Below are 21,888 nucleotides of genomic sequence, written 5' to 3' on the forward strand. Positions count from 1 at the left end.
TACATGATTGCTGAATGGGGCCATGTGGCACTGATTTTAGCGTTAGCTATTTCAGTGCTGACCGCGATAATTCCTCTCGTTGGAGCAAGCAAGGGCTGGAACAACTGGATGCAGTTGGCTAGACCGTTGTCTCAAATGCAATTTGTTTTGGTCGCATTAGCTTTTGCTGCATTGTGCTATGCATTTTTGCAGGACGACTTCACCATTAGCTACGTTGCGCAAAACTCGAATTCTAAATTACCCTGGTTTTATAAATTATCTGCTGTTTGGGGAGCTCATGAGGGCTCTTTGCTACTTTGGATCTTGATGCTCACAGGTTGGCAAGGCGCGGTATCTATTTTTAGTCGAGGCTTGCCTTTAATTGCCGTAGCGCGAGTATTGGCAGTGATGGGGATGATCTCGTTCGGTTTTTTAGCGTTCATTCAATTCACATCAAACCCATTTGAAACCTTATTGCCGTTCTACCCTGTGGACGGACGTGACCTTAATCCTCTGCTACAAGATATTGGTTTGATCATGCATCCTCCCATGCTTTATATGGGCTACGTAGGATTTGCTGTTGCCTTCGCATTTGCAATTGCAGCCTTGTTGTCGGGACAGCTTGATGCAGCGTGGGCTCGCTGGTCTCGTCCTTGGACAATGGCTGCTTGGATCAGTTTGACTATTGGCATTGCGTTAGGCAGCTGGTGGGCCTACTACGAGCTTGGTTGGGGCGGTTGGTGGTTTTGGGATCCAGTAGAAAATGCATCGTTTATGCCGTGGCTGGCTGGTACCGCTTTGATTCATTCATTGGCTGTGTGCGAAAAACGTGGCGTGTTTAAGTTGTGGACGGTGCTTCTTGCACTATCTGCTTTCTCTTTAAGCTTGCTCGGAACTTTCTTAGTCCGTTCAGGTGTATTGGTATCGGTGCATGCCTTTGCCAGTGATCCGAGCCGGGGCCTATTTATTCTGGCTTTCTTATTTATCGTGATTGGTGGTTCGTTAAGTCTCTTTGCGTGGCGCGGTGCAGCCATTAAAAGTCGCGGCAAATATGAAGTAGTGAGCCGAGAAACCATGCTCATAGGCAATAACCTATTGTTGGTGACCTCTACGCTTGTGGTGCTGATTGGTACCATTTGGCCATTGATCCACAAAGAATTGGGATGGGGCACAATTTCGGTGGGCCCTCCATTCTTTAATTTGTTGTTTTCGATATTGATTGTGCCGTTTGTCTTCTTGCTAGGTGTTGGGCCTCTATCGCGTTGGCGCAGACAAAGTGGGTCACAGCTTCGCAATCGCCTGTTGTTTGCGGGCGGCTTAAGTGTGACCGCAGGCCTCGGGTTAAACGCCATGTTTGGACGTGTTGAAGAGTTTCACGCAGCATTGGGTATTATACTCGGCTTATGGGTGGTGATCTGTACCATTCAAGAGTTGCTGACTCATCAGAAAGGCAATATGAGCCTCTTTAAAGCATTGTCGAAGCTCACCCGAAGTCATTGGGCCATGGTCATAGGTCATTTAGGCTTTGCCGTGAGTATTGTGGGCATTGCACTGACAAGCGCTTATACCACAGAGCACGACGTAAGAATGCAGCCAGGCGATGTTGAGCCGATGGCCAGCTACACTGTCCGTTTTGACGAAACTTACGAGCTTGATGGACCCAACTATCGAGGTACTGCAGGCGAGTTTTCTGTATTTGATGGTGATCGTTTAGTGACGACCTTACATGCTGAAAAACGCCAATATCTAGCATCCGGTTCAATCATGACTGAGGCCGCCATTGACGCCGGATTGTTCCGCGACCTATTCATCGCTCTGGGCGAACCTCTTGGGGGTGATGCATGGGCTGTGCGGTTGCATTATAAGCCTTTCATCCGTTGGATTTGGCTTGGTGCATTAATCATGTCGTTTGCAGGTTGTTTAGCGATTGCTGATAAACGTTACCGACTGGCGCGCAGGCAACCCGAGGACGAGCCTGTAGCACAACCTGTAGAGGCTCCGAACTCATGAATAAGCGCCTTATATTGCTCGTTCCCCTTGCATGCTTTTTGTTTGTAGGGGCGTTTTTCTACACGGCCTTGTTTTCCGACCCAAGAGAGTTGGAATCGGCATTGGTGGGTAAGCCCGTGCCAGAATTTGAGTTGCCTGACTTACTCAACCCTTCAAGGCAGTTAACAAAACAAAGTTTTGGCGAAGGCCATTATCTGATCAATGTTTGGGCAACATGGTGTCCTACCTGCCGAGCAGAACATGAATACCTGAATAAGTTGGCAAAACTTGGTGTGAAGATTGTGGGAATTAACTACAAAGATGAACCGGCCAAAGCTCGAGTTTGGTTAGAACAACTTGGCGACCCTTATGTACTGAATGTTCAGGATTATAAAGGGGACCTCGCCATTGACCTTGGCGTGTACGGTGCTCCAGAAACTTATGTTGTCGATACCAATGGCATTATTGTTTATCGTCATGTGGGTGATGTTAACGAACGAGTTTGGCGCGATAAACTGGCCGAAAAGTACCGCGAAGCAGGAGAAGTGAATGAGCTTTAACCGCTTAATATCGATTGGCTTTGCCGCCACGTTAGGTCTGATATCTTTGTCTGCCAATGCGACCATTGATGCCTACCCTTTTCAGGACGAAAGCAAGGAAGCTGAGTTTAAAGAGCTTATCAACGAGCTACGCTGTCCCAAATGCCAAAACCAAACCATCTCTGACTCCGATGCTGGTCTGGCAAAAGACCTAAAAGACAAAACTTATGAAATGGTGCAAGAAGGCGCAACCAAGCGCGAAGTGATTGGTTATATGGTTGATCGCTATGGTAATTTTGTGCATTACCAACCACCGGTTCAAAGTTCTACCTGGGTACTTTGGTATGGCCCATTTGCATTCATGCTGGTGGCATTTATCGCCATTGTTGTGGTTATTCGCCAGCGCGGAAAAACCACAACATCAACCGTCGAATTGTCAGCGCAAGAAAAAGCACGTTTGGACGAACTAATGAAAAAGGATGACTCCAAGTCATGATGGTATTTTGGATTGGCGCATTAGTATTGTTGGCATTAGCGCTAGTGCCATTTTTGTTCAACGCGAGTAAACCCAAAGTAGGCGAGAACAATACACAGTTGGCTTTGAATAAACGTATATTTAACCAACGCTTGGCTGAGCTACAAAAACAAAAAGACAGTGGAGATATATCAGAAGCTGATTTCGAGCAACTCAATGCAGAGCTACAAGCGGGCTTATTGGATGATACCGAAACGATGGATGTTCCCGCCTCTGAGCAAGATGGCTCCATGCGGCCAATTTGGGCTCTATCAGCCGTTATTTTTGCCGCGGCGATTGCTTTGTATGTTGGCATGGGCAATTACCAGAAAGTAGAAAATTGGCAAACCGCCATGACAAACATGCCACAATTGGCAGAAAAGCTCATGGGGCCAGACGCTGCCAATATGTCTCAAGAGGAACTTGAACAGTTTGCATTAGCTCTACGTACCAAGCTTAAAGAGAATGGCGATGACGCTATGGGTTGGTTGCTGTTTGGACGCATTCAAATGTCTTTCGGACGAATCAATGAAGCGACTGAAGCCTTTGTTGAAGCGTTGCATCTAGCTCCTGACAATAAAGCGGCGAATCTAAGCTATGCCAAAGCATTGGCGATGACTGGCGATGAAGGCAAAATGGCTTACGCCCAGAGTGTGTACAAGCGTTTGTTAAAGCAGTCGCCTGAAGATCTAGATATCTTAAGTGAGCAAGCCTTTACCCTGTTCGAGATGGGAGATCAACAAGGCGCTTTTGCAAGCTGGCAGCGAATGCTTGAAATCCTGCCAAGCGATCATCCGCGTCATGCTCAAATCACTCGCACATTGGCAATGATTAAAGGAAGTGCGGCAGGAGATGGTCCTCATGGTACCGTTGCCCACCCCGCTGCTGAGGCAGCTCCGCCCGAGCCGGTTGCAAAAGAACAGGGTGTTGCTGATGCACTGAGCGTCACCGTCACAGTTGATGTTGCTCCTGGAGTTGACTTACCTGACAATGCATTTTTGGTGGTTTTTGCCAGAGCGGTGAGTGGTCCACCCATGCCTATGGCAGTAAAACGAATGGAGTTGCCAGCTTTGCCGGTCTCTATTACTCTTAGCCAATCCGATGCAATGATGGAAAATTATCAGCTCGGCACCGTTGAACCATTTGAGATTGTTGCCAAAGTTGCAATGAGCGCAAATGTTGCCACGGCTCAAAGTGAATTGGAAAGCGTCAGCAAAGGGTTGACCAAAGCCGATCTACCAACGTCTGTGAATTTGACGTTGAGAACACCGCAATAGCAATAGGATTGCCATGAACAATATATCCAGAGTGCTGCTTGCATCAGCGCTCTGTTTGTCATTTGTAACTTCGGTTAAGGCCGGTTACGAAAATGCTGCGCTTCAAAAAGAGCAAGAGGCGCGTTTAGAAGCGATTTATGCCAATCGTATCTATGACAATCGAGATCCACTTGAAGATTTAAACCGGGTCATTTTTGATTTCAACTTCAATGTACTAGACAAGTATATTTACCGTCCAACAACCGTGTTCTACATTGATTACGTGCCAGATTTTGGTAAAGAAGGCATTAACAATGTGATTCGGAATATCGATGAACCTTCTTCCGCTGTGAATAATGTATTGCAAGGAAATTGGTCAGATTCGGCCAACAATGTTGGCCGATTTGCGATTAATACAACTGTTGGACTAGTAGGCTTTATCGACGTTGCCAGTTATATGGGGATGGAACGGAAGCTCGATGAGTTTGGGGAAGTGTTGGGTCATTATGGTGTTGATGATGGGCCCTATCTCATGCTGCCTGTGATCGGCCCCTCATCGGTTCGAGAAGAAGTGGGTGATTACGTTGATGACTTGTATTGGCCGTTGTCGACTCTGAGCTTCTGGCCTAAGCTATTAAGATGGGGCTTTAAAGGACTGTATACGCGTGCTCAGCTCATTGACCAAGAGCAAATGTTGTATAACAGCCTTGACCCTTATTCGTTCGTTAAAGAAGGTTATTTTCAATATATGCGCTATCGCGTGTATGACGGCAAGCTTCCTGAAGTGGAGCCTGAAAATGACGACTTTCTTGACGACTATTTAGATGAAATAGACTCGGCTGAATTCTGATTTAATCAGAGTCGGGCTTTATCGGAGATCACGTTGGTTACATCCAAAAAAATGTCCAAAGGCTGTGTTCTTATCATAGATAAAGACCCTGTATTTATCCGCGGATGCTCGGAGTTTTTAACCTCACAAGGCTATGTGGTTGAAGCCGCTATGAATACACAAGATGCTTTAACTTTGTTTGAAGACGAACATCCTGATGCAGTATTTTGTGAATTAGAATTTAATGAAATGCACGGCATTGATTTGCTTGTGCAGTTGCGTAAAAGTCATCCGCATGTGCCCATTATCATGACGTCAGAAGAAGGTCATATGAGTGGGGTTTTATCAGCTTTGCGCCATGGTGCGCATGACTTTATTACCAAACCGTTACCTGAACCTTCAGTCTTGTCGCATGCCTTAGAATCGGCATTGGGCAAAGATGATGCTCAACGCATGCAAGACGAAATGGAAATGGCCATTAGCGAACTTCGTTATAATCGAGAATCTTTAGAGCAAGATGAGTCGATGGCGAGCTTGTTTCAAGCAAGCCTACTGCCTGAGCAGCAGCTTGATTTAGGTAAATTCCGTGTATCTTGGCGTATGCCTCTTCGGCCTCAACCGAGTCGTTACTTTCTCGACGTATTTGCACTATCCAGTCAGTATGTGTCTTTTTATATTGCAGATTTTGGTGAAGACACTCCCGATGCTGCATTTGCAAGTGGGGCGCTAAAAGTCGTATTTAACGAAGCATTTCGTGAATTTGGACACAGCAATAACAAGTTGCTGGCAAGTCCTGACGGCGTGATGGGGTGGGCGAGTTATTACCTGAAATCATTAGAACTTAAGCAATCACCTGCTTTGATTTATGCCTTACTCGACGTTGAAAAAGGTCAAATGCAATGGGCTAGCGCATCCTTCGATAAAGGGCCATATGTTTGGTTAGGAGCGGCAACTCAAACCTTGTCCGATGCTGGACCATCTTTACACGATAGCGATGCTTCGGACTATTCCAGCCATGCGTTTATGGTGGAAGAATCGCGTCCATTGGTGTTTAGCCATTTAGAAGGTGAGCAGCTACGAATGCTGGCACAGTCTGATGTCAATGGGGCGTTGCCATCTCCGTTGTCAGATGTGTTATCACAACCGTTCGACAACCAGTCAGGCGGCAGAGATGTATTTAGCCTTGTGGTAGGGCGTCGTTAATCGTCACCTTCATTTTCTTCGGTATTTCTATTCCGGTTAAATTCGTCAATAGCCTTATCCCAATGAGGTCCGGCAAAGCTAATTTGTATGGGACGCGTGACAATTCCGAATCCAATCAATACAAAAATTATTGCAATCACGGCCTGCCAAGGGGCCAATTGAGCTAGCGCTAAAAATGGTGGCACAATAATGGCTAATTTGATCAGGTTGAGCCCTACTTTTTCCACTGCAGAAAGGCGTTTTAGCGCTAAATTTAGAATCGCAACTCGATCTAATGGCTTGAAACGGGCAAGGGCAGGAACCTTATTTAACGAAAGATACATGACTTAATTCTCATTTTGCAGCATGGGTAACGCGTGCCGCACAGGATATCGGTTGTTCCAATAGGCGACAACCTAAAGCAATGCTTAAATCATGTATAAGAGGTTTTCTGTAAAAAGGATCGCAGATATCTGTGAAAAAGTGATTCGACCTGTTCAAAGTCAGGCCGAACCTCTCGTTGTTATTTGGTTAACGCGAGCTTTGCTGCAAGTTTTAATACTTCAGGTTCTACACGAGCCTTGTAGTTTGGGTTCACATATTGAAATTGAACAATACCTTGGGTGTTAAAAACGTAAGCTGCGGGTACTGGCAATACAATGCGTTTCTCATCACCCCGAGTGACAAATTCCGTTTGGATGTTGTTGCGGTACATGGTGGCAACTTTGTCGGATAAAAAGAATCCTAAACCGAATGCTGTGGTCGCGTCTAAATTGCGGTCAGATAGAAGTGTGTAGCTGAGCTTTTTGTCAGCAATGCTGGCTTTCAAATCTACTGGTTTATCAGGTGAAATACCAATCAGTTGATAACCCATAGCTTGCAAATCAGCTTCAATCGTTTGCAGTTGGCTCATTTGCATTGTGCAAAATGGGCACCAGCCACCACGATAAAAAAACACGATGGTGGGTTTAGTCTTTACTAATTCTGCCAGCGCCACTGGGGTGCCATCTACATCGTTGAGCGTCACATTGGGAACCGCTTCGCCATTTAAAAGCGGTGCAATTGTTTCTGCCGACTCGGCGATGGTCGGAATTGCAGCGTGAGCATGCAATGACAACAATAATGCAAAAGGAATGATAAGTTTTTTAATCAGCTTCATTGAATTATTTTTCCGTAGTCCATTGGATTTTTATGGATAAAAAAGCGTACTCGGGAATAGACCGGCAACTCCCTAATATTCATTCATTAGAAATAATTTGGTTCGGTTGCCAGTGATAAAGCGCAAGACGCCTTTGCTGATATTTTGGATCGGAATCTAATGTGATTCGTTGGGCATTAACATGCACACCAAACCAATTGTAAGCTAAGCGTAAATCTGGCATTCCCTGTAGGTTTAACCATTGATAATAGTTTCTTTCAAATAGGCGATGTTGATTAAATTGGTCTAGTGAGCGCACAAATTCGATACCAGTCCACTCCTTGTTAGCTTCCCTACAACACCCTTTAAAGCGTAGTAGCGTATACGGTAGGCTCGTACCCAACGATTGCAGCTGATAAGCAACGTTGAGGTAATAAGCTGCACCGCTCCAATACACGCGTCGAAAGCTTCCTGTTTCATGCATTCGAGCCGCGAGCTTTTGTAGTGACCAATGGTTGAGACGAATATCGTTTCGGCCACGCTCGAATCCGAGGTGTAATTTTTGCCAGGCTTGATGCTCAGATGTGAGATTTACATTAATAGGTAGAAGGTACTGATATAGGCTTGCCAGACCTTCAGATAGCCAAATGTCGTCATAACCGGGATAGGGAATGAGTAAATGCGATAGTTCGTGCGGAGTGGTCCAGTCGGCCATTAATTCGTCGAGCGAATAATGGGCATTCACGTGAAAAACAATACTGTCAGGATCGCCCCTTTCGACCTGAGCCCACGGAACCGGTCCCGATCCAGAACTCGCTTTTTTGATGATATAACGTGAATGTTCAAGTGGGTATTGCCCGTATAAATAGGTTAATCCCACACTGTGCTGGCGCAGCCAATAGCTGATTTTTGCACGTTCTTTGGCTGTGAACGAATTTTGATACCTAAGCTCGATTCGAGCCTTATCAATGGAAAAATAAGTGCTGGATACCACTGCTTTGGTAGTGTTCGTCATCCACAGTATTATCGACAACAAAGCCAATACTTTGATTGTTTGTCGTTTGTTGCAATGTGATGGAATGGCGATATGCACAGATTGATTCCTTTGCATTGGCCCTGCGGAAACGCTCTATGGAGCTTACGAGCGGATATCTCACCTGTATCAATAGTAGACCGGAATTGAGGGTTTTAATTGCACAGAACATGAAGGGAGGGCAAGGGAGAGAGTCGCGACCAAGAGGCGGGCCGCGACTTGAGGTTTAATGGCCCTCGCTGAATACGTAGTTGAGCCAGCTCGTCATTCGCAATAAGACTTTGCGAATGACTGATACATGATGGAAATGATCAGTGTAAATGGCGACTTCTGCCGTTACACCCGCAGGTAGGTGGTATTCAGAAATGTCATCAAGCACTTTGAATTCAACTAGGATTCTGCCCTGAGATGCCGCGGGGTCAATGCCTTGCAATTGTCCACTGGCCTGCCAATTTCCTCGCGAGATAACCGGCATGATGGTGTGAACTTGTGCTTTAAATATTTCGCCTGGGGCTCCTTTGACAATGATTTCAGCTTCGTTCCCTACCTCAATGCGTTGGGCAAGGTTTTGTTGAAATTCAGCTAGCATGCGTGGCTTTTCTTTGTGTACAAAGACCATGACTGGTCTAAGTGGTAAGGGCACTGCCATCATTCCTGGGCGAAGTATGACTTGCGCAACGTAACCGTCTGTTGGGGCTCGTACCACGGTATTGGCAAGATCGTACTCGGCCTCAACCAATTCTGCTTTGAGTTGCGCAACAATCGGGTTTTCGCCTTCTAAATTGGCTTCGAATTCAAGTTGGGCTCTAGCAGCTTCAGCTTGCGCTTTCTGGAGTTCACCTTCTTTGGCAAGATACATTTGACGGCGATTTTCAACTTCATTTTCGCTGAAAGGAGAGTTAAGGCCGCCTTTGGTATAGCCCTCAAGATAGCGATCAAAGCTTTGCTTTGTGCGATCACGCTCGGCTTGAATCTGTGTGACTTCAGCCTTTGCCGCTTCCCAGCTTTGGTTTAGGCCGCCCACGTCTTGTATGGCTCCTGCTAACTCTGCTTTAATCTGATCAACTCGTGCTTGAAACGGCACGGGGTCAATTTTGAACAGGATGTCGCCGCGATTCAGCGCTGAGTTTCCTTCCACTGGTACCTCTGTCACAGGCCCGCGCACCTGAGAAACAATCGGTGTTGTCACGTATGCGGCCTGAGCAACTTTGGTAAACGGGTGGTTATAATTCATGAGGAGCAACATGGCACCAATTAGAAAAATCCCACCGAGCACCGCGGTTGGGACTGTCCACTTATTCACCGGCAAATCGAAAATTTTGAAAATGGCGTAACAAAGAGCCGTGTATGTGAGAATAAGTAATAAATCCATGCTTAGACCTCCTTATCGCGTGGTTGGGTAGCGTCTTTGGGTTGAAGTGCAGCAAGTTGTGCTTCGAGTACTTCAATTCGCGCGATTAACTCTTCGTTATTAGACGAGGGTGATGACGAAAACCCATAGCCACGATCGGGCCTGTAAATGGTGGCCCATATCCATAAAAAAGGCCAAATAGCGTGAAGCGTAAACAAGCTGACCCACCCGGCTGCATGAATGGCATCTTGATGGGGGTGGTTGCGCTTCACCGCGATTTCGTAAGGAATGTCGTGAACCACAATGATCAAGTAGAACATGGTGATCACCACAAAGAAGATGAGAAATAAAGCGAAATAATCCAAAAACATACTGAAATCCCTTAGTGTTTCTTGCTGCCAGTGCAAATATTTTTATACAACCTTGTTACATCCTATAGCCAAAACCAAAATTTGCCCCCATTATTAAACAATGGGGTGTTTATTTTTGTCGAATTGCAGCATAAACCTCGCAAAATGAGTGGGGTAGACTTTAGTTTATTAGTGGTGCAGTCGAAGTACTCGGAGTGACTTATGTTTCATGTATTGTATCGTTGGCAATTGAAGCCAGGTAGTGAGCAAAAATTTCAACAGGGTTGGAGTGAAATTGTTCATCGAAATGTCAATAAATACGGAGCATTTGGCTCGCGGTTGAGCAAATGCAGCGACGGATGGTGGCGTTCTTTGTCGTATTGGCCTAGCGAAGATCACTGGCTTAAAGCCTTGCGCATTGATGATTCTGACCAAGAAGCGCGCAAAAAAATGATGAGCTCCATTGTGCGTAAAGAAAAACCGGTCACAATGACCCCTGTGCTGGATCATGTGATTGCGAGTAAAGTAGATCACAATGATCTCTAGAGTCGCGATGTTTTTTTTTCGCTGGATGTTGAGTCTTTTTGTTCTGTGTAGCTCGGCATCAGCATATTCGCAATCGCCTAGTTTAACGATCGCGGTTGCGAGCAACTTCAAACATACACTTGAACTGCTCATCAATGAATGGGCGACTGAGCACACTCAGTCCATCAAAATAACATCGGCGGCTAGTGGCGTTTTGCATCAGCAAATTATTCATGGGGCGCCTTTTGATATGTTTCTTTCTGCGGATGGCATGCGAGTGGACGACCTCACTCAACGCGGTTTATCGATCGGTGGCGGCTTCGAATATGCACGAGGTAAACTTGTTTTCTGGACGCCTAGTTATATGCCTACGTTGAGCGATTTGAGGTCTTGGTCCCAGCAAATCGCCGTTGCAAATCCTGCCTTAGCACCTTACGGTGCCGCTGCTCAACAAGTGCTAGATGTACACACTCAAGTGAAACCATCGCAGTTAGTGATGGGGAACAATGTGGTTCAAACCAGCCAATATGTTGCGACTGGCCACGTCAAAGGTGCGTTAGTGGCATTGTCTCAAGTCAAGCAATTAGGTGCGCAGCATTACGTCAATATTCCGTTGTCTTGGCATGAACCGATTGTGCAAAAAGGCATGATCCTTAAATCTTCCTCTGAGCCTATGCTGGCGCAGCAGTTTGTCTCATTTTTGGCCAGTAAGACTGCGCAACGTCTAATTCACCATGAAGGCTATGAACTTCCTAAATATATAAGAGAATCAATGTGATAGGTGACTGGCAGGCCATTACGCTTACAGCCAAGTTAGCATTGGCTACGACATTTATTTTGATGTTGATTGCACCGCCTATTGCTTGGTGGTTGGCCTCCACACAGCGCCGAGTTGCGGTATTGGTGGAAGGTTTAATTGCGCTTCCTTTGGTGTTACCTCCAACGGTACTGGGGTTTTATTTATTACTGCTGTTCTCGCCAGAGAATGGACTTGGTCAAGTGTGGCATGAATGGTTTGGCGTGGGCTTAGCATTTCGCTTTGAAGGCCTTGTAATCGCATCTGTGATTTATTCGCTTCCCTTCGCTGTTCAGCCATTGCAAGCCACTTTTGAGCGATTTGATCGCAACTTGTTGAACGTTGCTGCAACGTTAGGCTTACCTCCTTATCAACAGTGGTTATCGATTATCATGCCGATGTGTCGGCCTGGATTTATTGCCGCTGCGGTATTGAGTTTTGCTCATACTGTCGGTGAATTTGGGGTGGTACTTATGATTGGTGGCAATATACCGGGAGAAACTCGGGTCGTTTCAATTGCTTTGTTTGATCATGTAGAAAGCTTTAATTTGGCCGCAGCACATCAACTCGCTGCGTGGCTATTAGGCTTTAGCTTTATTACGTTGATTTTGGTATACGGCTTAATGCGCCGCCGGAGGTGGTCATGGCGTTAACAGTAAATGCCCAAATCATTTTGAACCAATGGCAAGGGCACTTTGATTTTGAACTGCCTCACAGGCCATCATCGAGATTGAGTTGCGCTGTATTGGGGGCTTCTGGCGCAGGCAAGTCCAGTTTACTCAATGTACTTGCCGGTACTATTGAAGCTCATGGGAGTTTGCACTGGAATGAGCAGGCTTTGCTCAGCGCTAAACATCAGGTGCCAGCTTACCTGCGTCCGATTACCTTGTCGTATCAAGACAGTCGGCTGTTTCCGCATCTGAACGTGATACAAAACTTGATGCTAGTTGCCAAGCAGCATAATACTCAGTGCGATATTTCGGCACTCGTCAGTTTGACTCAAATACAAGCGTTGTTGGAGCAACACCCAGATCAGCTATCGGGTGGTCAACGTCAACGGGTAGCCATTGCTAGAGCATTGCTCTCTGCGCCAGAACTACTGCTATTGGATGAGCCCGTCAGTGCGCTCGAACGAAGTACTCGAAGGCAAATATTGCTGCGATTGAAGGTTTGGCTGAACGAACGTCATATTGGCTTAATGTTTGCCACGCACTCGGCTGAAGAGGCGTGTTTGATTTGCCAACATGCGTTGCTGTTGGAACAAGGTACTGTAATTGCCCAAGGCAGCCCAGCTAGCCTATGTGCTGATAGTCGATATAGTCATTTAATTGATACTCGGGCGGGATCAGTCTTGAATGTACAAGTGGTAGGGTATGATTCAGACCAACACCTAACGTTACTGAACCTTGCTGGCCAGCAACTTACGGTACCGGCCGAAGAACCCACCCACAGCGATGCTTTGTTTGTGAAAGTTGCGGCTGACGAAGTCATTCTAGCCACTCAAGTGTTGCAGCATTGCAGTGTTCAGAATTGTTTAACTACTCATATTCAGCGAGTTGTAGAGCACAAAGATGGGCAATTAATGCTTGAACTCAGTCTCGATGGGCAAACATTGCTAGCCGCTATTACTCGTCGCGCGTATGATCAGCTGGAATTAAAACAAGGCATGCAAGTATTGGCATATATCAAAGCCATGAGCTTGCATCCGTTATAACCCGTTTAGGGAAAGAAGTTCGATGGTATTTGATTTAACAACAGTCATCATTTTAATGCTCATTGGCGCTGTTGCGACAATTTGGTGGAAAAGCAAAGAAGCTCAAGAGCGCGCGTTATTGGCTGCGCGTGCGTACTGTAAAAGTATGGGACTTCAGTTGTTAGATGAGTGTGTTATTCAGTCGAATTGGGAAATAAGTCGAGCTGAAGACGGTCGCCGCTGCTTTATTCGGCGTTATCAGTTTGAGTTTACTTCCACCGGCCATGAGCGTTATTTTGGCGAAGTGATCATGAAAGGTCAGCGGCTACAGAATGTTCATGTTGAGCCGCATCGAGTGTCTCAGTAAATTGCTTAAACAGCATTCGTATGAACGAATTCTGTTCATCGTCATCAATGGTAACGATAGCCGCGAAAATCTTCTATCACAGAGTGATCTTGCTCTGGTTCGATTGTTCTTAACACACTAAATGGCAGAGCACTTACTTGACGTGAATTACACCAACCTAGACCCACCGGTAGGCTAGTGGCGGGTGGTAATTGGTCAATATGAGCGTTAATGTCTCTCGCCTGCATCGGTAGTATTTCTGATACCACCAGCTTTGCGCGTGTCGCGACCCAAGGTTGTCCTAAGCGTCCGCGTTCACCCCAGCCAATGGTGAAGTCGTTACAACCCGGCTCATCGATACTGGGTTGATTCACAAACGCAACATCCCTAATGGCACCAAGAACATGCGACATCATGGCATTTTCAAATAGCATCGCAACATCTTCGGCATCAGACGAGTAGTTGTACATGTCGTTTGCGCCATCAATAGAAAACTGACTTCCAGCATCGGCAGCGCTTAAGGCTCGTTGTGATGCCGTGGCCGTGTTTCCTGCGAATAGTACTTGCCCCAATGCAGCAAGTGTATTGTTGATGAGTGGCACTTGATCATCGAGTTGTTGTTGAATGGCTTCATTGGCATTGAAGGTTTGTTCAATCAAATCGTAAAAACTCGTGTTGCCTGCGGGCAGCGCAATGGCGGTGCGTCTGGTGGGCGGCACGAAGTCATTGGCATGCGCGAGTTCGTGATACAGCAAATTCATCAGCCCCGGCAAAATTTGATTGATGGTACGGTTATTGTTGAGTGCAGAATAAGTGTTGGATGTGGTGACCGAATTGCCATCTTCATCAACGTAACGCCAAAACGCATCGAGTGATAAATCGCTAGAAAAGCCTGCTCGATAGTCTTCTTTATCGGCAATGGTGTTGTACTCGCTTGCATTGGTCCAAACAAACCGAGGATCAATGTACATGGCGCCAGTCAAAGGATGATAGAAGGCTGGGATAATGTCGTAGCTAATGACGATGGCAGTGAGCGGTGCGAACATTTGGAGCAAGGAGTTTGGGGCCGCATTGAGTGCTTGTTCAAAACGCTCAGCCATCCAAGGGTGGCTCACTACCAGTCGATCCATAATGTCATCCACTGTCACTGATTGCCCTTGAATATCAAGAGGAGGCAAAACATCGACCAGGCATGATTGTTGGTCTTGATAGGCGGTTGAACATGGCGCAAGAACAGCGCTGTAAGGAGAGCTGCTGCGGGCCGGAACAATACGCGAGAGTAGAGTCTCTTCTTGGGGGGGCTCGTTGTCTTCTGGGCTGCTGTTGGAGTCGCTTCCTCCACCTCCGCCACATGCAACTAACATCATGAGAGTGCTCACCAAAATCAAATACTTCATTATCGCGTTACCGGGTCGTTAAAAATTAATGTGCTTCGTGTTGCTATCCTCTGATGTTGGGGGTAGCTTGTAAATAGATTTGTGTCACTTTATGGATATTTACGATGATCGCTTCAACAATGATCATGGTTCGCCTCAACTGGCTGCTCAAAATTATTGAGCTGCAGCCAAGGGCGTGTCTGTAATTTGATCCGACACCGGCTGCGTCAAGCAGCTGGTCTCCCCACCTACTTTTCGCAGCCTTTACTCAAAGCATTAAAGGAGCGGAAATGGATAGGACCTCTGAACATCATATAAACCGAATTAAATACCGCACTATGGGGTGGGCGATCTGCTTGTTATCGGCGGTACTTTTTTCGAGCAAAGCAATCGCGATTAAGCTGGCATATGTGTATTCAATCGATGCAACAACACTATTAGCGTTGCGAATGATCATGGCGCTACCTATTTATTTGGTGATGAGTTTCTATTACTGGACAAAGTCATCCGTGAAGCGTAAGTCAGATGCTGTGCAGGCGCGCTACACCTTTTTGACCGCTGGTTTTTTGGGCTACTACTTAGCGAGTTTGCTGGATTTTATGGGGCTGAGTTATGTCAGCGCTCAGTTAGAACGTATTGTGCTCTTTAGCTATCCAATGTTAGTGATTGTCTTGGGTTACTTTTTTTTCGGCCAACCGTTGCAACGCAATGTACTGATTGCATTGCCGATCTGCTGGGCTGGTATTGCTATTAGCATGTTAGCCGATTGGCAGGGAGCGGGTCGCCATGTGCTGCTTGGTTCGGCCTTAGTGTTTGGTAGTGCGGTAACTTATGCCATATACACATTGATTGCGCGTGGGATGATTCAAAAGCTTGGCAGTGGTTTATTTACCAGTGTGGCTATGAGTTGCTCTGCGGTGGCAAGTGTGGTGCACGCGATTGTTGTCGGTGGTGTGGATGTGCTGTTACAGCAAGAGTTAGCTGTATATGGTTATGCTCTCTACATGGCGGTATTTGCCACGGTAATCCCGTCGTATCTATTTAGCGAAGCAGTGAAACGTTTGGGATCTGATGTGGCTTCAACTGCCAGCTCTATTGGTCCGGTGATGACCAGTGCGATGGCCGTTGTGATATTGCATGAACCTTTTGGACTTTGGCAGATGCTTGGACTTGCCTGCGTGTTGCTGAGTATCGGCTGGTTGAGTCAAGCCAAGGAGTAACTTCAAGGTAATCACCCGAAACGTTACGTCAAACATAGAATTTAGCGCTAGCGCCATATTCGTTCTCGTGTTTTCAATTACTTTCATCCAACGGTAAGTACACTTATGAATATTATGGGCTAGGTTTTTATCTTGAACGATGTGAATTGCCTACGAGGAAATATGAAATGGCTGACTACACTGCTGTTGTGACATGGCAAAAAAAACCGGACGAAGTTTTTTCTGATCATACCTATAGCCGAGCTCATGTTTGGGAGTTTGACGGTGGCCTCACTGTAGCGGCCTCATCGTCGCCACATGTGGTGCCGTTACCGTATTCGGTGGAAGCAAATGTCGACCCCGAAGAAGCATTTGTTGCGTCTATTTCCAGTTGCCACATGTTGTTTTTTCTGTCGATTGCGGCTAAACGAAAATGGACCGTGCAGCGCTATTATGATCAGCCCGTTGGCGTCATGGCAAAAAACCAGTCGGGTAAGATGGCAATGACTCAACTCACTTTGAGACCCAAGATTGAATTCGTAGGCGAATCTCAACCGAGCCTTGAACAACTTCAAACAATGCATCATCAAGCCCATGAGCAATGTTTCATTGCCAACTCAGTAACAACTCAAATTGTCACTGAGATAGTCCTGTAGGTATCCAATCCCACGGGCTTTTATGCCAAGGAAACAAAATGATAGAACCCGTATCTTCCAACAATATCGATCAAGTGCTGCCCCTTATTCGACTATATCAAGCGTTTTACCATGTGAAAGTCGTCTGCGACTCCGACAATCGGAAATTTTTTAGTCAGTTTGATATTGATAATCCATTGGGTTGCTTATTTGTCGCCAGAGATGATGAACAGGTGATTGGTTTTGCAACGGTTTACTTTAGTTTCAGTTCCACTTTGATTCAAAAGGTAGCGGTGATGAATGACTTGTTTGTGGTGCCTGATTATCGAGGACATGGCAAAGGCAGAGAATTGATTGAACATTGCCGATATTTTGCGCGGCAGCGAGGCGCGGGACGTTTGCAATGGGTGACCGCGCCCGACAATCGTCAGGCTCAACAGCTATATGACGCTACACCAGCGCGAAAAAGTGTGTGGAATTTTTATGCGTATGATGTTTAATTTTGCTGCTGTGAGCGTAAAAAGCACACACCGCTAAATTGTAATTTATTTTATATTGTATGCAAAATGCCTTGATCTTGCCTCTGACTTGAGGTTTTCTTACTGCTAATGGCCACGTTAGATGGCTCATTTACTACAAATAAATACCTGTCAGGTTTACTACATTCAAGGACAATTAACATGAAGCACTCGTTGCTGGCGATATCGATCGGTCTTTTTTTAGCCGGTTGTAGCCAAGAACAAACGACCGAATCAACACCAGCTCAAACCACTCAGAGCGCTGTAACTTCTGAAGTCACCGCCGCCGCTGAACAGCAGTCTAACAGTGACATTGCCAATGCATTGTATGATGACATGTTCATGACTTTTGTTGGCTTAAGCCCGATGTCTCAGTCTTATTTAGGCATCACTGACAATCAAGATAAGTGGGATGACTTGAGCGAAGCGATGGCTGATAAAAAGCAGCAATTGAACATTGAGTATCTTGAAAAAGTGAAAGCCCTCAACACCGATGGGTTTGATGCGCAGGATGTGCTAAGTCACCGTCTTGCTATCTCGACGTTGCAAAACGATATTGATGATTACAAGTGGCGTTTTCACTCCTATCCGGTGAATCAAATGTACGGCTTGCATTCGCAAGTTCCGGCTTTGCTCATCAATCAGCAACAAGTTTCAAGTGTGGACGATGCTGGTGACTACATTGCGCGTCTCAATGGTATTCCTGCCTTATTTGACCAGCTGAAAGTCAACCTCGATACGCGAGCAGAGAAGGGCATTATTGTGCCTAAATTTGTTTTTCCTCATGTCATCAATGACAGCGAAAATTTGCTAGTGGGTGCGCCATTTGATGGTTCAGAAGCTCCGAGTACGTTATTGGCAGACTTCACCACTAAAGTGAACGCGCTTGATGCAACAGATGATCAAAAAATACTGTTGATCACCGAGGCAAACAAGGCGTTGTTAACGTCTGTGAAACCGGCATATGAGTCGCTGGTGGACTACTTAAAAGAACTTGAAAAGAAAGCCGACTCGCGTGATGGTGCATGGAAGTTCCCAAATGGTGCTGATTTTTATAAAAATGCACTCGCGCGAACCACCACCACAGATTTGACCGCAGAACAAATTCATCAACTTGGCCTTGATAATGTGGCGCGCATTCACGATGAAATGAAAACCATCATGACCAAAGTGGGCTTTAAAGGTTCGCTTCAAGAATTCTTTGTATTCATGCGTGATGATCCACAGTTCTATTACGATGATACCGATGAAGGCCGTGCGGCTTACCTTGCAAAAGCAACAGCGCTTATCGATACCATGAAAGGTCAACTTGATAGCTTGTTTACCGTGAAGCCTAAAGCGGACTTAACAGTGAAGGCTGTTGAAGCATTCCGTGAAAAAAGTGCAGGCAAAGCCTTTTATCAGCGCCCATCAATGGATGGCTCTCGTCCAGGGATTTACTACGCTAATCTTTATAAAATGGAAGACATGCCGACCTATCAAATGGAAGCATTGGCCTACCACGAAGGGATTCCGGGTCACCATATGCAGCTGGCTATTTCGAATGAACTGGAAGGCATTCCAAAGTTCCGTAAATTTGGCCGCTACACCGCATATAGTGAAGGGTGGGGGCTTTACTCTGAGTTCATTCCTAAAGAAATTGGTTTCTATGAAGACCCTTATTCTGATTTTGGCCGTTTAGCTATGGAACTATGGCGAGCATGCCGCTTGGTCGTGGATACAGGGCTGCACCATTACCAGTGGAGCCGAGAGCAAGCCATTGATTACTTGTTACACAACACGCCAAATGCACAAAATGATTCGCGTAAAGCAATTGAGCGTTACATTGTTATGCCTTCACAAGCCACGGCTTATCTCATTGGTAAGATTCAGATTTTGGAAATGCGTGAAAAAGCCCGAGCTGAATTGGGTGAGAAATTCGATATCCGAGGTTTCCATGACACTGTGCTTGAAAGCGGCCCACTTCCTCTGGATGTGCTGCAACAGCAAGTTGACGCTTGGGTGGCATCGAAAAAGTAATTTTCAAGAAAGCTAGTTTGAATTGAAAAGGGAGCTTATGGCTCCCTTTTTATTGACGTGAATTAGTTTAAATCATCATTTTTATAGTATTTGGTGCCCTGAAGCGTGGCTTGCAAAGCGAGACCATTTTCTGTGAGTTGATAAAAGTCCACTGCTGGAGCCACATTCATCGCGGTGTTCGCAGAGTCCCCTTTCTTGCCCGACTTGGCTGTTGCATCGGCTTGGCCTGAAAAATCCCAACCACTTTGCACAAAGTTATCGAATGCTTCTTGGGTATAAAATACGAACACACCCCGAAAGTCTTTCACACCTAAGCCTAAACCGAGACCGGCAGAAAACATGTCCATGTATGTGTCTTTGCCAGAGCCATTGGCATGTGCCACACCACTCCCATTAGCGGTTGATAAAAATAGTAAGTTAATGCCTACATTCGAGAATACGGCGTAGCCATAAGCCTTATTTATATTAGCTTTGGAAGCGGAGTCGTATTTGTAAAGGTCTTGGAGTACTTCCAGAGACATATTCTTAATGTTTTGACGTTGCTCGGCAGGTGACTCTGCCCAACACGCATTTGAATAGGTTAATACAGCAATACCTAGCAGAAATGTTTGCAGCAGCTGACGCATGAAGATTCTCCTTAAATTATGTACAGGTGAATTGTAGTACATGCGAATTGACGGAAAACTTAAACGAGCTGGAAAACTGACCGAAGTCTTCTAATATTAGAATAATAAAATCTAACAATAACGAATAGTTATCTTTAAACTGATATGAGTTTATTGAATGGATCGTATCGAGTCGTAATGAACCAGCAACAGGATTCTTCAGGTATGGGACGCATTATGTCTATTTTGGCATGGCTGACGTTCCTTGGCTTGATCGCTATTTTCTTCAATGATTACTTGTCAGACCAAGATGATCCAAATAGAGCTCTATCTTTTGATAAGACTCAACAACTTGTTTTAAAAAGAAATAAATCTGGACATTACATTGCTCCCGGCGAAATAAATGGGGTGCGTGTGCAATTCTTACTTGATACTGGCGCCACAAACCTAAGTATCCCTGCACACATAGCGCGCGAAGCTGGCCTAAAGAAAGGCGCTCAAAGTATTGTCAGTACTGCAAATGGTCATATTAAGGTGTACCAAACCCAAATAGATGAAGTTCGTTTGGGGGGCTTGTCTCGCTATCAAGTTGAGGGCTTTATCAACTCGTCAAATCAAGGAGATGTAGTACTTTTGGGTATGAGCTTTTTAAAGTATTTTGAGTGGCAACAAATTGGTGATAGCTTAATGTTGACCCCTCAGTCATGAATGATACATCAGCGGACGATGGAATGAGCAAAGAGACCACTAACGAGGCAAGGGATCTCAAATCGAATTCTCACTATTCCACAGCGTGTGGCGAGTGCGATGTTCTTATCTTTGCCCAGACAATCGAAGCTGGAGAGCATATTCGTTGCCCGCGCTGCGACCATCACATCAGTGCTTTGGGTGATGAGCCTGTTCAGGGGCCAATTGCAACATCTATTGCAGCATTATTTATGATGTTCGCATCGCTTTCATTCCCCTATTTATCATTTTCGGCCAGCGGCAATACGGCCTCAATGACGTTTTCAGAAACGATTAGAACGCTGCTTTCTTTTGGCTACGATCAACTCGCTCTTCTTTTATTTATTACTTTGGTCGTGCTGCCCATCGGTTTTCTGGTCATTGTGTTGTATTTACATACGTGTTTGTTATTGGGCGTGAAAGGCGTTGCCGTAGGTATGATGCTGAAGATCGTTCGAGAATCTAAACCTTGGTTGATGGTCGATGTATTTCTGATTGGTGTTTTGGTTGCACTGGTCAAAGTCATGGGAATGGCCGACGTGGAGTTTGGCTTAAGTTTCTGGGCGTTTTGTCTGTTCACAGGCCTCTTTATTAAAACCATGATTTTGTTTGATTCGCACTGGCTGTGGCATCAATTTTACGGTGAATGTCGAATATATCATTTGCCGAATGCGCAAACCGCAGATGAAGCTGACCTTGTGTTATGTCATAAGTGTGGACAGTTGAACCCGAAAGAGAACGCGCGTTGTGACCGGTGTTTGGGCGATATATCGGTACGCTTCAAAGACAGCTTACAACGAGTTTGGGCGTTATTATTTGCATCCGTCGTGTTGTACATTCCTGCTAACGTATTACCGATTATGGACACCAGTTTACTGGGTGTTCGAGACCCATCAACCATTCTTGGTGGGGTGGTCTTGTTGTGGCAACTAGAATCGTACCCCGTGGCGATTGTAATTTTTGTAGCCAGTGTCTGTGTTCCCATTGCCAAAATGTTAGCCATGGCTTGGTTAGCTTATTCGGTTCATTATGTTGATGACTACAATCCTCACAAGCAGATCAAGCTATACCGTATCACCGAGTTTATTGGACGTTGGTCAATGATCGACGTTTTTGTTGTTGCCATTTTAGCTGCACTGATTCACATCGATGGTTTAGTCGCTGTTTACCCTGGTCCAGCTGCAGTGTCATTTGCTGCAGTTGTGATTATGACCATGGTTGCCGCAAGTTCATTCGATCCGCGCCTGATCTGGGATAAAACTTCAAACAGGAAGGACGTTGTTGCCTAAC

24 protein-coding genes are annotated in these 21,888 nt (G+C 45.7%); 17 read left to right on the forward strand and 7 right to left on the reverse strand.

Annotation, left to right across the window (positions count from 1 at the left end; genetic code table 11):
* The first annotated feature begins 3 nt into the window (after positions 1-3).
* The 6 genes from NAF29_RS04840 to NAF29_RS04865 are packed head-to-tail and all read left to right on the forward strand — an operon-like array spanning position 4 to position 6,309.
* Entirely contained in the window at positions 4-1,989 is a 1,986-nt protein-coding gene (locus NAF29_RS04840) for a heme lyase CcmF/NrfE family subunit (RefSeq protein ID WP_251260371.1), read from the forward strand.
* A complete protein-coding gene (locus NAF29_RS04845) occupies positions 1,986-2,528 on the forward strand; it encodes a DsbE family thiol:disulfide interchange protein (protein ID WP_251260372.1) in 543 nt (180 codons plus the stop codon). The genes NAF29_RS04840 and NAF29_RS04845 overlap by 4 nt, the downstream gene beginning before the upstream one ends.
* Positions 2,518-3,003 (forward strand): cytochrome c-type biogenesis protein, encoded by a 486-nt coding sequence (locus tag NAF29_RS04850; RefSeq protein WP_251260373.1) that lies wholly within the window; start codon positions 2,518-2,520, stop codon positions 3,001-3,003. The genes NAF29_RS04845 and NAF29_RS04850 overlap by 11 nt, the downstream gene beginning before the upstream one ends.
* The gene (gene ccmI / locus NAF29_RS04855) at positions 3,000-4,298 is read left to right on the forward strand and encodes a c-type cytochrome biogenesis protein CcmI (protein ID WP_251260374.1); all 1,299 of its coding nucleotides are present in this window, start codon (positions 3,000-3,002) and stop codon (positions 4,296-4,298) included. Before NAF29_RS04850 ends, ccmI begins: the two co-directional genes overlap by 4 nt.
* Before the next feature lie 13 nt (positions 4,299-4,311).
* A complete protein-coding gene (locus tag NAF29_RS04860) occupies positions 4,312-5,127 on the forward strand; it encodes an MlaA family lipoprotein (protein WP_251260375.1) in 816 nt (271 codons plus the stop codon).
* A 33-nt stretch (positions 5,128-5,160) separates the two neighbouring features.
* Complete coding sequence (locus tag NAF29_RS04865) at positions 5,161-6,309, forward strand: response regulator (RefSeq protein WP_251260376.1); 1,149 nt, start codon at positions 5,161-5,163, stop codon at positions 6,307-6,309.
* Here the strand turns inward: NAF29_RS04865 and NAF29_RS04870 are convergent.
* The 5 genes from NAF29_RS04870 to NAF29_RS04890 form a co-directional block, all read right to left on the reverse strand.
* Complete coding sequence (locus NAF29_RS04870) at positions 6,306-6,632, reverse strand: DUF6170 family protein (protein WP_251260377.1); 327 nt, start codon at positions 6,630-6,632, stop codon at positions 6,306-6,308. The two genes, NAF29_RS04865 and NAF29_RS04870, sit on opposite strands and share 4 nt — an antisense overlap.
* Positions 6,633-6,811: 179 nt before the next feature.
* Entirely contained in the window at positions 6,812-7,447 is a 636-nt protein-coding gene (locus tag NAF29_RS04875; RefSeq protein ID WP_251260378.1) for a peroxiredoxin-like family protein, read from the reverse strand.
* Positions 7,448-7,526: 79 nt separating this feature from the next.
* Positions 7,527-8,519, reverse strand: coding sequence for a hypothetical protein (locus NAF29_RS04880; RefSeq protein ID WP_251260379.1), 993 nt, complete (start codon positions 8,517-8,519; stop codon positions 7,527-7,529).
* A gap of 166 nt (positions 8,520-8,685) precedes the next feature.
* Complete coding sequence (locus NAF29_RS04885) at positions 8,686-9,831, reverse strand: HlyD family secretion protein (RefSeq protein ID WP_251260380.1); 1,146 nt, start codon at positions 9,829-9,831, stop codon at positions 8,686-8,688.
* Positions 9,832-9,833: 2 nt separating this feature from the next.
* On the reverse strand, positions 9,834-10,181 hold the full coding sequence (locus NAF29_RS04890) for a DUF3302 domain-containing protein (RefSeq protein ID WP_251260381.1): 348 nt from the start codon (positions 10,179-10,181) through the stop codon (positions 9,834-9,836).
* A gap of 201 nt (positions 10,182-10,382) precedes the next feature.
* On the opposite strand from NAF29_RS04890, the gene NAF29_RS04895 reads away from it, so the two are divergent.
* The 5 genes from NAF29_RS04895 to NAF29_RS04915 are packed head-to-tail and all read left to right on the forward strand — an operon-like array spanning position 10,383 to position 13,541.
* Positions 10,383-10,706 carry a glycoside hydrolase family 25 domain-containing protein gene (locus NAF29_RS04895; RefSeq protein WP_251260382.1) on the forward strand — a complete coding sequence of 108 codons (324 nt, stop codon included), beginning with the start codon at positions 10,383-10,385 and terminating at the stop codon, positions 10,704-10,706.
* A gap of 7 nt (positions 10,707-10,713) precedes the next feature.
* On the forward strand, positions 10,714-11,463 hold the full coding sequence (gene modA / locus NAF29_RS04900) for a molybdate ABC transporter substrate-binding protein (protein ID WP_251260383.1): 750 nt from the start codon (positions 10,714-10,716) through the stop codon (positions 11,461-11,463).
* Entirely contained in the window at positions 11,460-12,134 is a 675-nt protein-coding gene (modB, locus tag NAF29_RS04905) for a molybdate ABC transporter permease subunit (RefSeq protein WP_251260384.1), read from the forward strand. Before modA ends, modB begins: the two co-directional genes overlap by 4 nt.
* Positions 12,125-13,195, forward strand: coding sequence for an ATP-binding cassette domain-containing protein (locus NAF29_RS04910; RefSeq protein WP_251260385.1), 1,071 nt, complete (start codon positions 12,125-12,127; stop codon positions 13,193-13,195). Before modB ends, NAF29_RS04910 begins: the two co-directional genes overlap by 10 nt.
* Positions 13,196-13,217: 22 nt before the next feature.
* Complete coding sequence (locus NAF29_RS04915; protein ID WP_251260386.1) at positions 13,218-13,541, forward strand: DUF3301 domain-containing protein; 324 nt, start codon at positions 13,218-13,220, stop codon at positions 13,539-13,541.
* Between the two features lie 44 nt (positions 13,542-13,585).
* On the opposite strand, the gene NAF29_RS04920 is transcribed toward NAF29_RS04915, so the two are convergent.
* Positions 13,586-14,917, reverse strand: a complete 1,332-nt coding sequence (locus tag NAF29_RS04920) for a hypothetical protein (RefSeq protein ID WP_251260387.1) — start codon at positions 14,915-14,917, stop codon at positions 13,586-13,588.
* 269 nt (positions 14,918-15,186) lie between these two features.
* On the opposite strand from NAF29_RS04920, the gene NAF29_RS04925 reads away from it, so the two are divergent.
* The 4 genes from NAF29_RS04925 (at position 15,187) to NAF29_RS04940 (ending at position 19,267) form a co-directional block, all read left to right on the forward strand.
* On the forward strand, positions 15,187-16,116 hold the full coding sequence (locus NAF29_RS04925; RefSeq protein ID WP_251260388.1) for a DMT family transporter: 930 nt from the start codon (positions 15,187-15,189) through the stop codon (positions 16,114-16,116).
* A 167-nt stretch (positions 16,117-16,283) separates the two neighbouring features.
* A complete protein-coding gene (locus NAF29_RS04930) occupies positions 16,284-16,751 on the forward strand; it encodes an OsmC family protein (protein WP_251260389.1) in 468 nt (155 codons plus the stop codon).
* A 38-nt stretch (positions 16,752-16,789) separates the two neighbouring features.
* The gene (locus tag NAF29_RS04935) at positions 16,790-17,230 is read left to right on the forward strand and encodes a GNAT family N-acetyltransferase (RefSeq protein WP_251260390.1); all 441 of its coding nucleotides are present in this window, start codon (positions 16,790-16,792) and stop codon (positions 17,228-17,230) included.
* 180 nt (positions 17,231-17,410) lie between these two features.
* Positions 17,411-19,267: a DUF885 domain-containing protein gene (locus tag NAF29_RS04940; RefSeq protein WP_251260391.1), complete on the forward strand. Its 1,857-nt coding sequence runs from the start codon at positions 17,411-17,413 to the stop codon at positions 19,265-19,267.
* Positions 19,268-19,329: 62 nt separating this feature from the next.
* Here NAF29_RS04940 and NAF29_RS04945 read toward each other — a convergent pair whose 3' ends face one another.
* Positions 19,330-19,893: a lipid-binding SYLF domain-containing protein gene (locus tag NAF29_RS04945; RefSeq protein WP_251260392.1), complete on the reverse strand. Its 564-nt coding sequence runs from the start codon at positions 19,891-19,893 to the stop codon at positions 19,330-19,332.
* Positions 19,894-20,070: 177 nt separating this feature from the next.
* On the opposite strand from NAF29_RS04945, the gene NAF29_RS04950 reads away from it, so the two are divergent.
* Complete coding sequence (locus tag NAF29_RS04950) at positions 20,071-20,580, forward strand: retropepsin-like aspartic protease family protein (protein ID WP_251260393.1); 510 nt, start codon at positions 20,071-20,073, stop codon at positions 20,578-20,580.
* Positions 20,581-20,603: 23 nt separating this feature from the next.
* The gene (locus NAF29_RS04955) at positions 20,604-21,887 is read left to right on the forward strand and encodes a paraquat-inducible protein A (protein ID WP_251260394.1); all 1,284 of its coding nucleotides are present in this window, start codon (positions 20,604-20,606) and stop codon (positions 21,885-21,887) included.
* Position 21,888: the final 1 nt, after the last annotated feature.

This window comes from Echinimonas agarilytica (assembly GCF_023703465.1).
Classification (GTDB): Bacteria; Pseudomonadota; Gammaproteobacteria; order Enterobacterales; family Neiellaceae; genus Echinimonas; species Echinimonas agarilytica.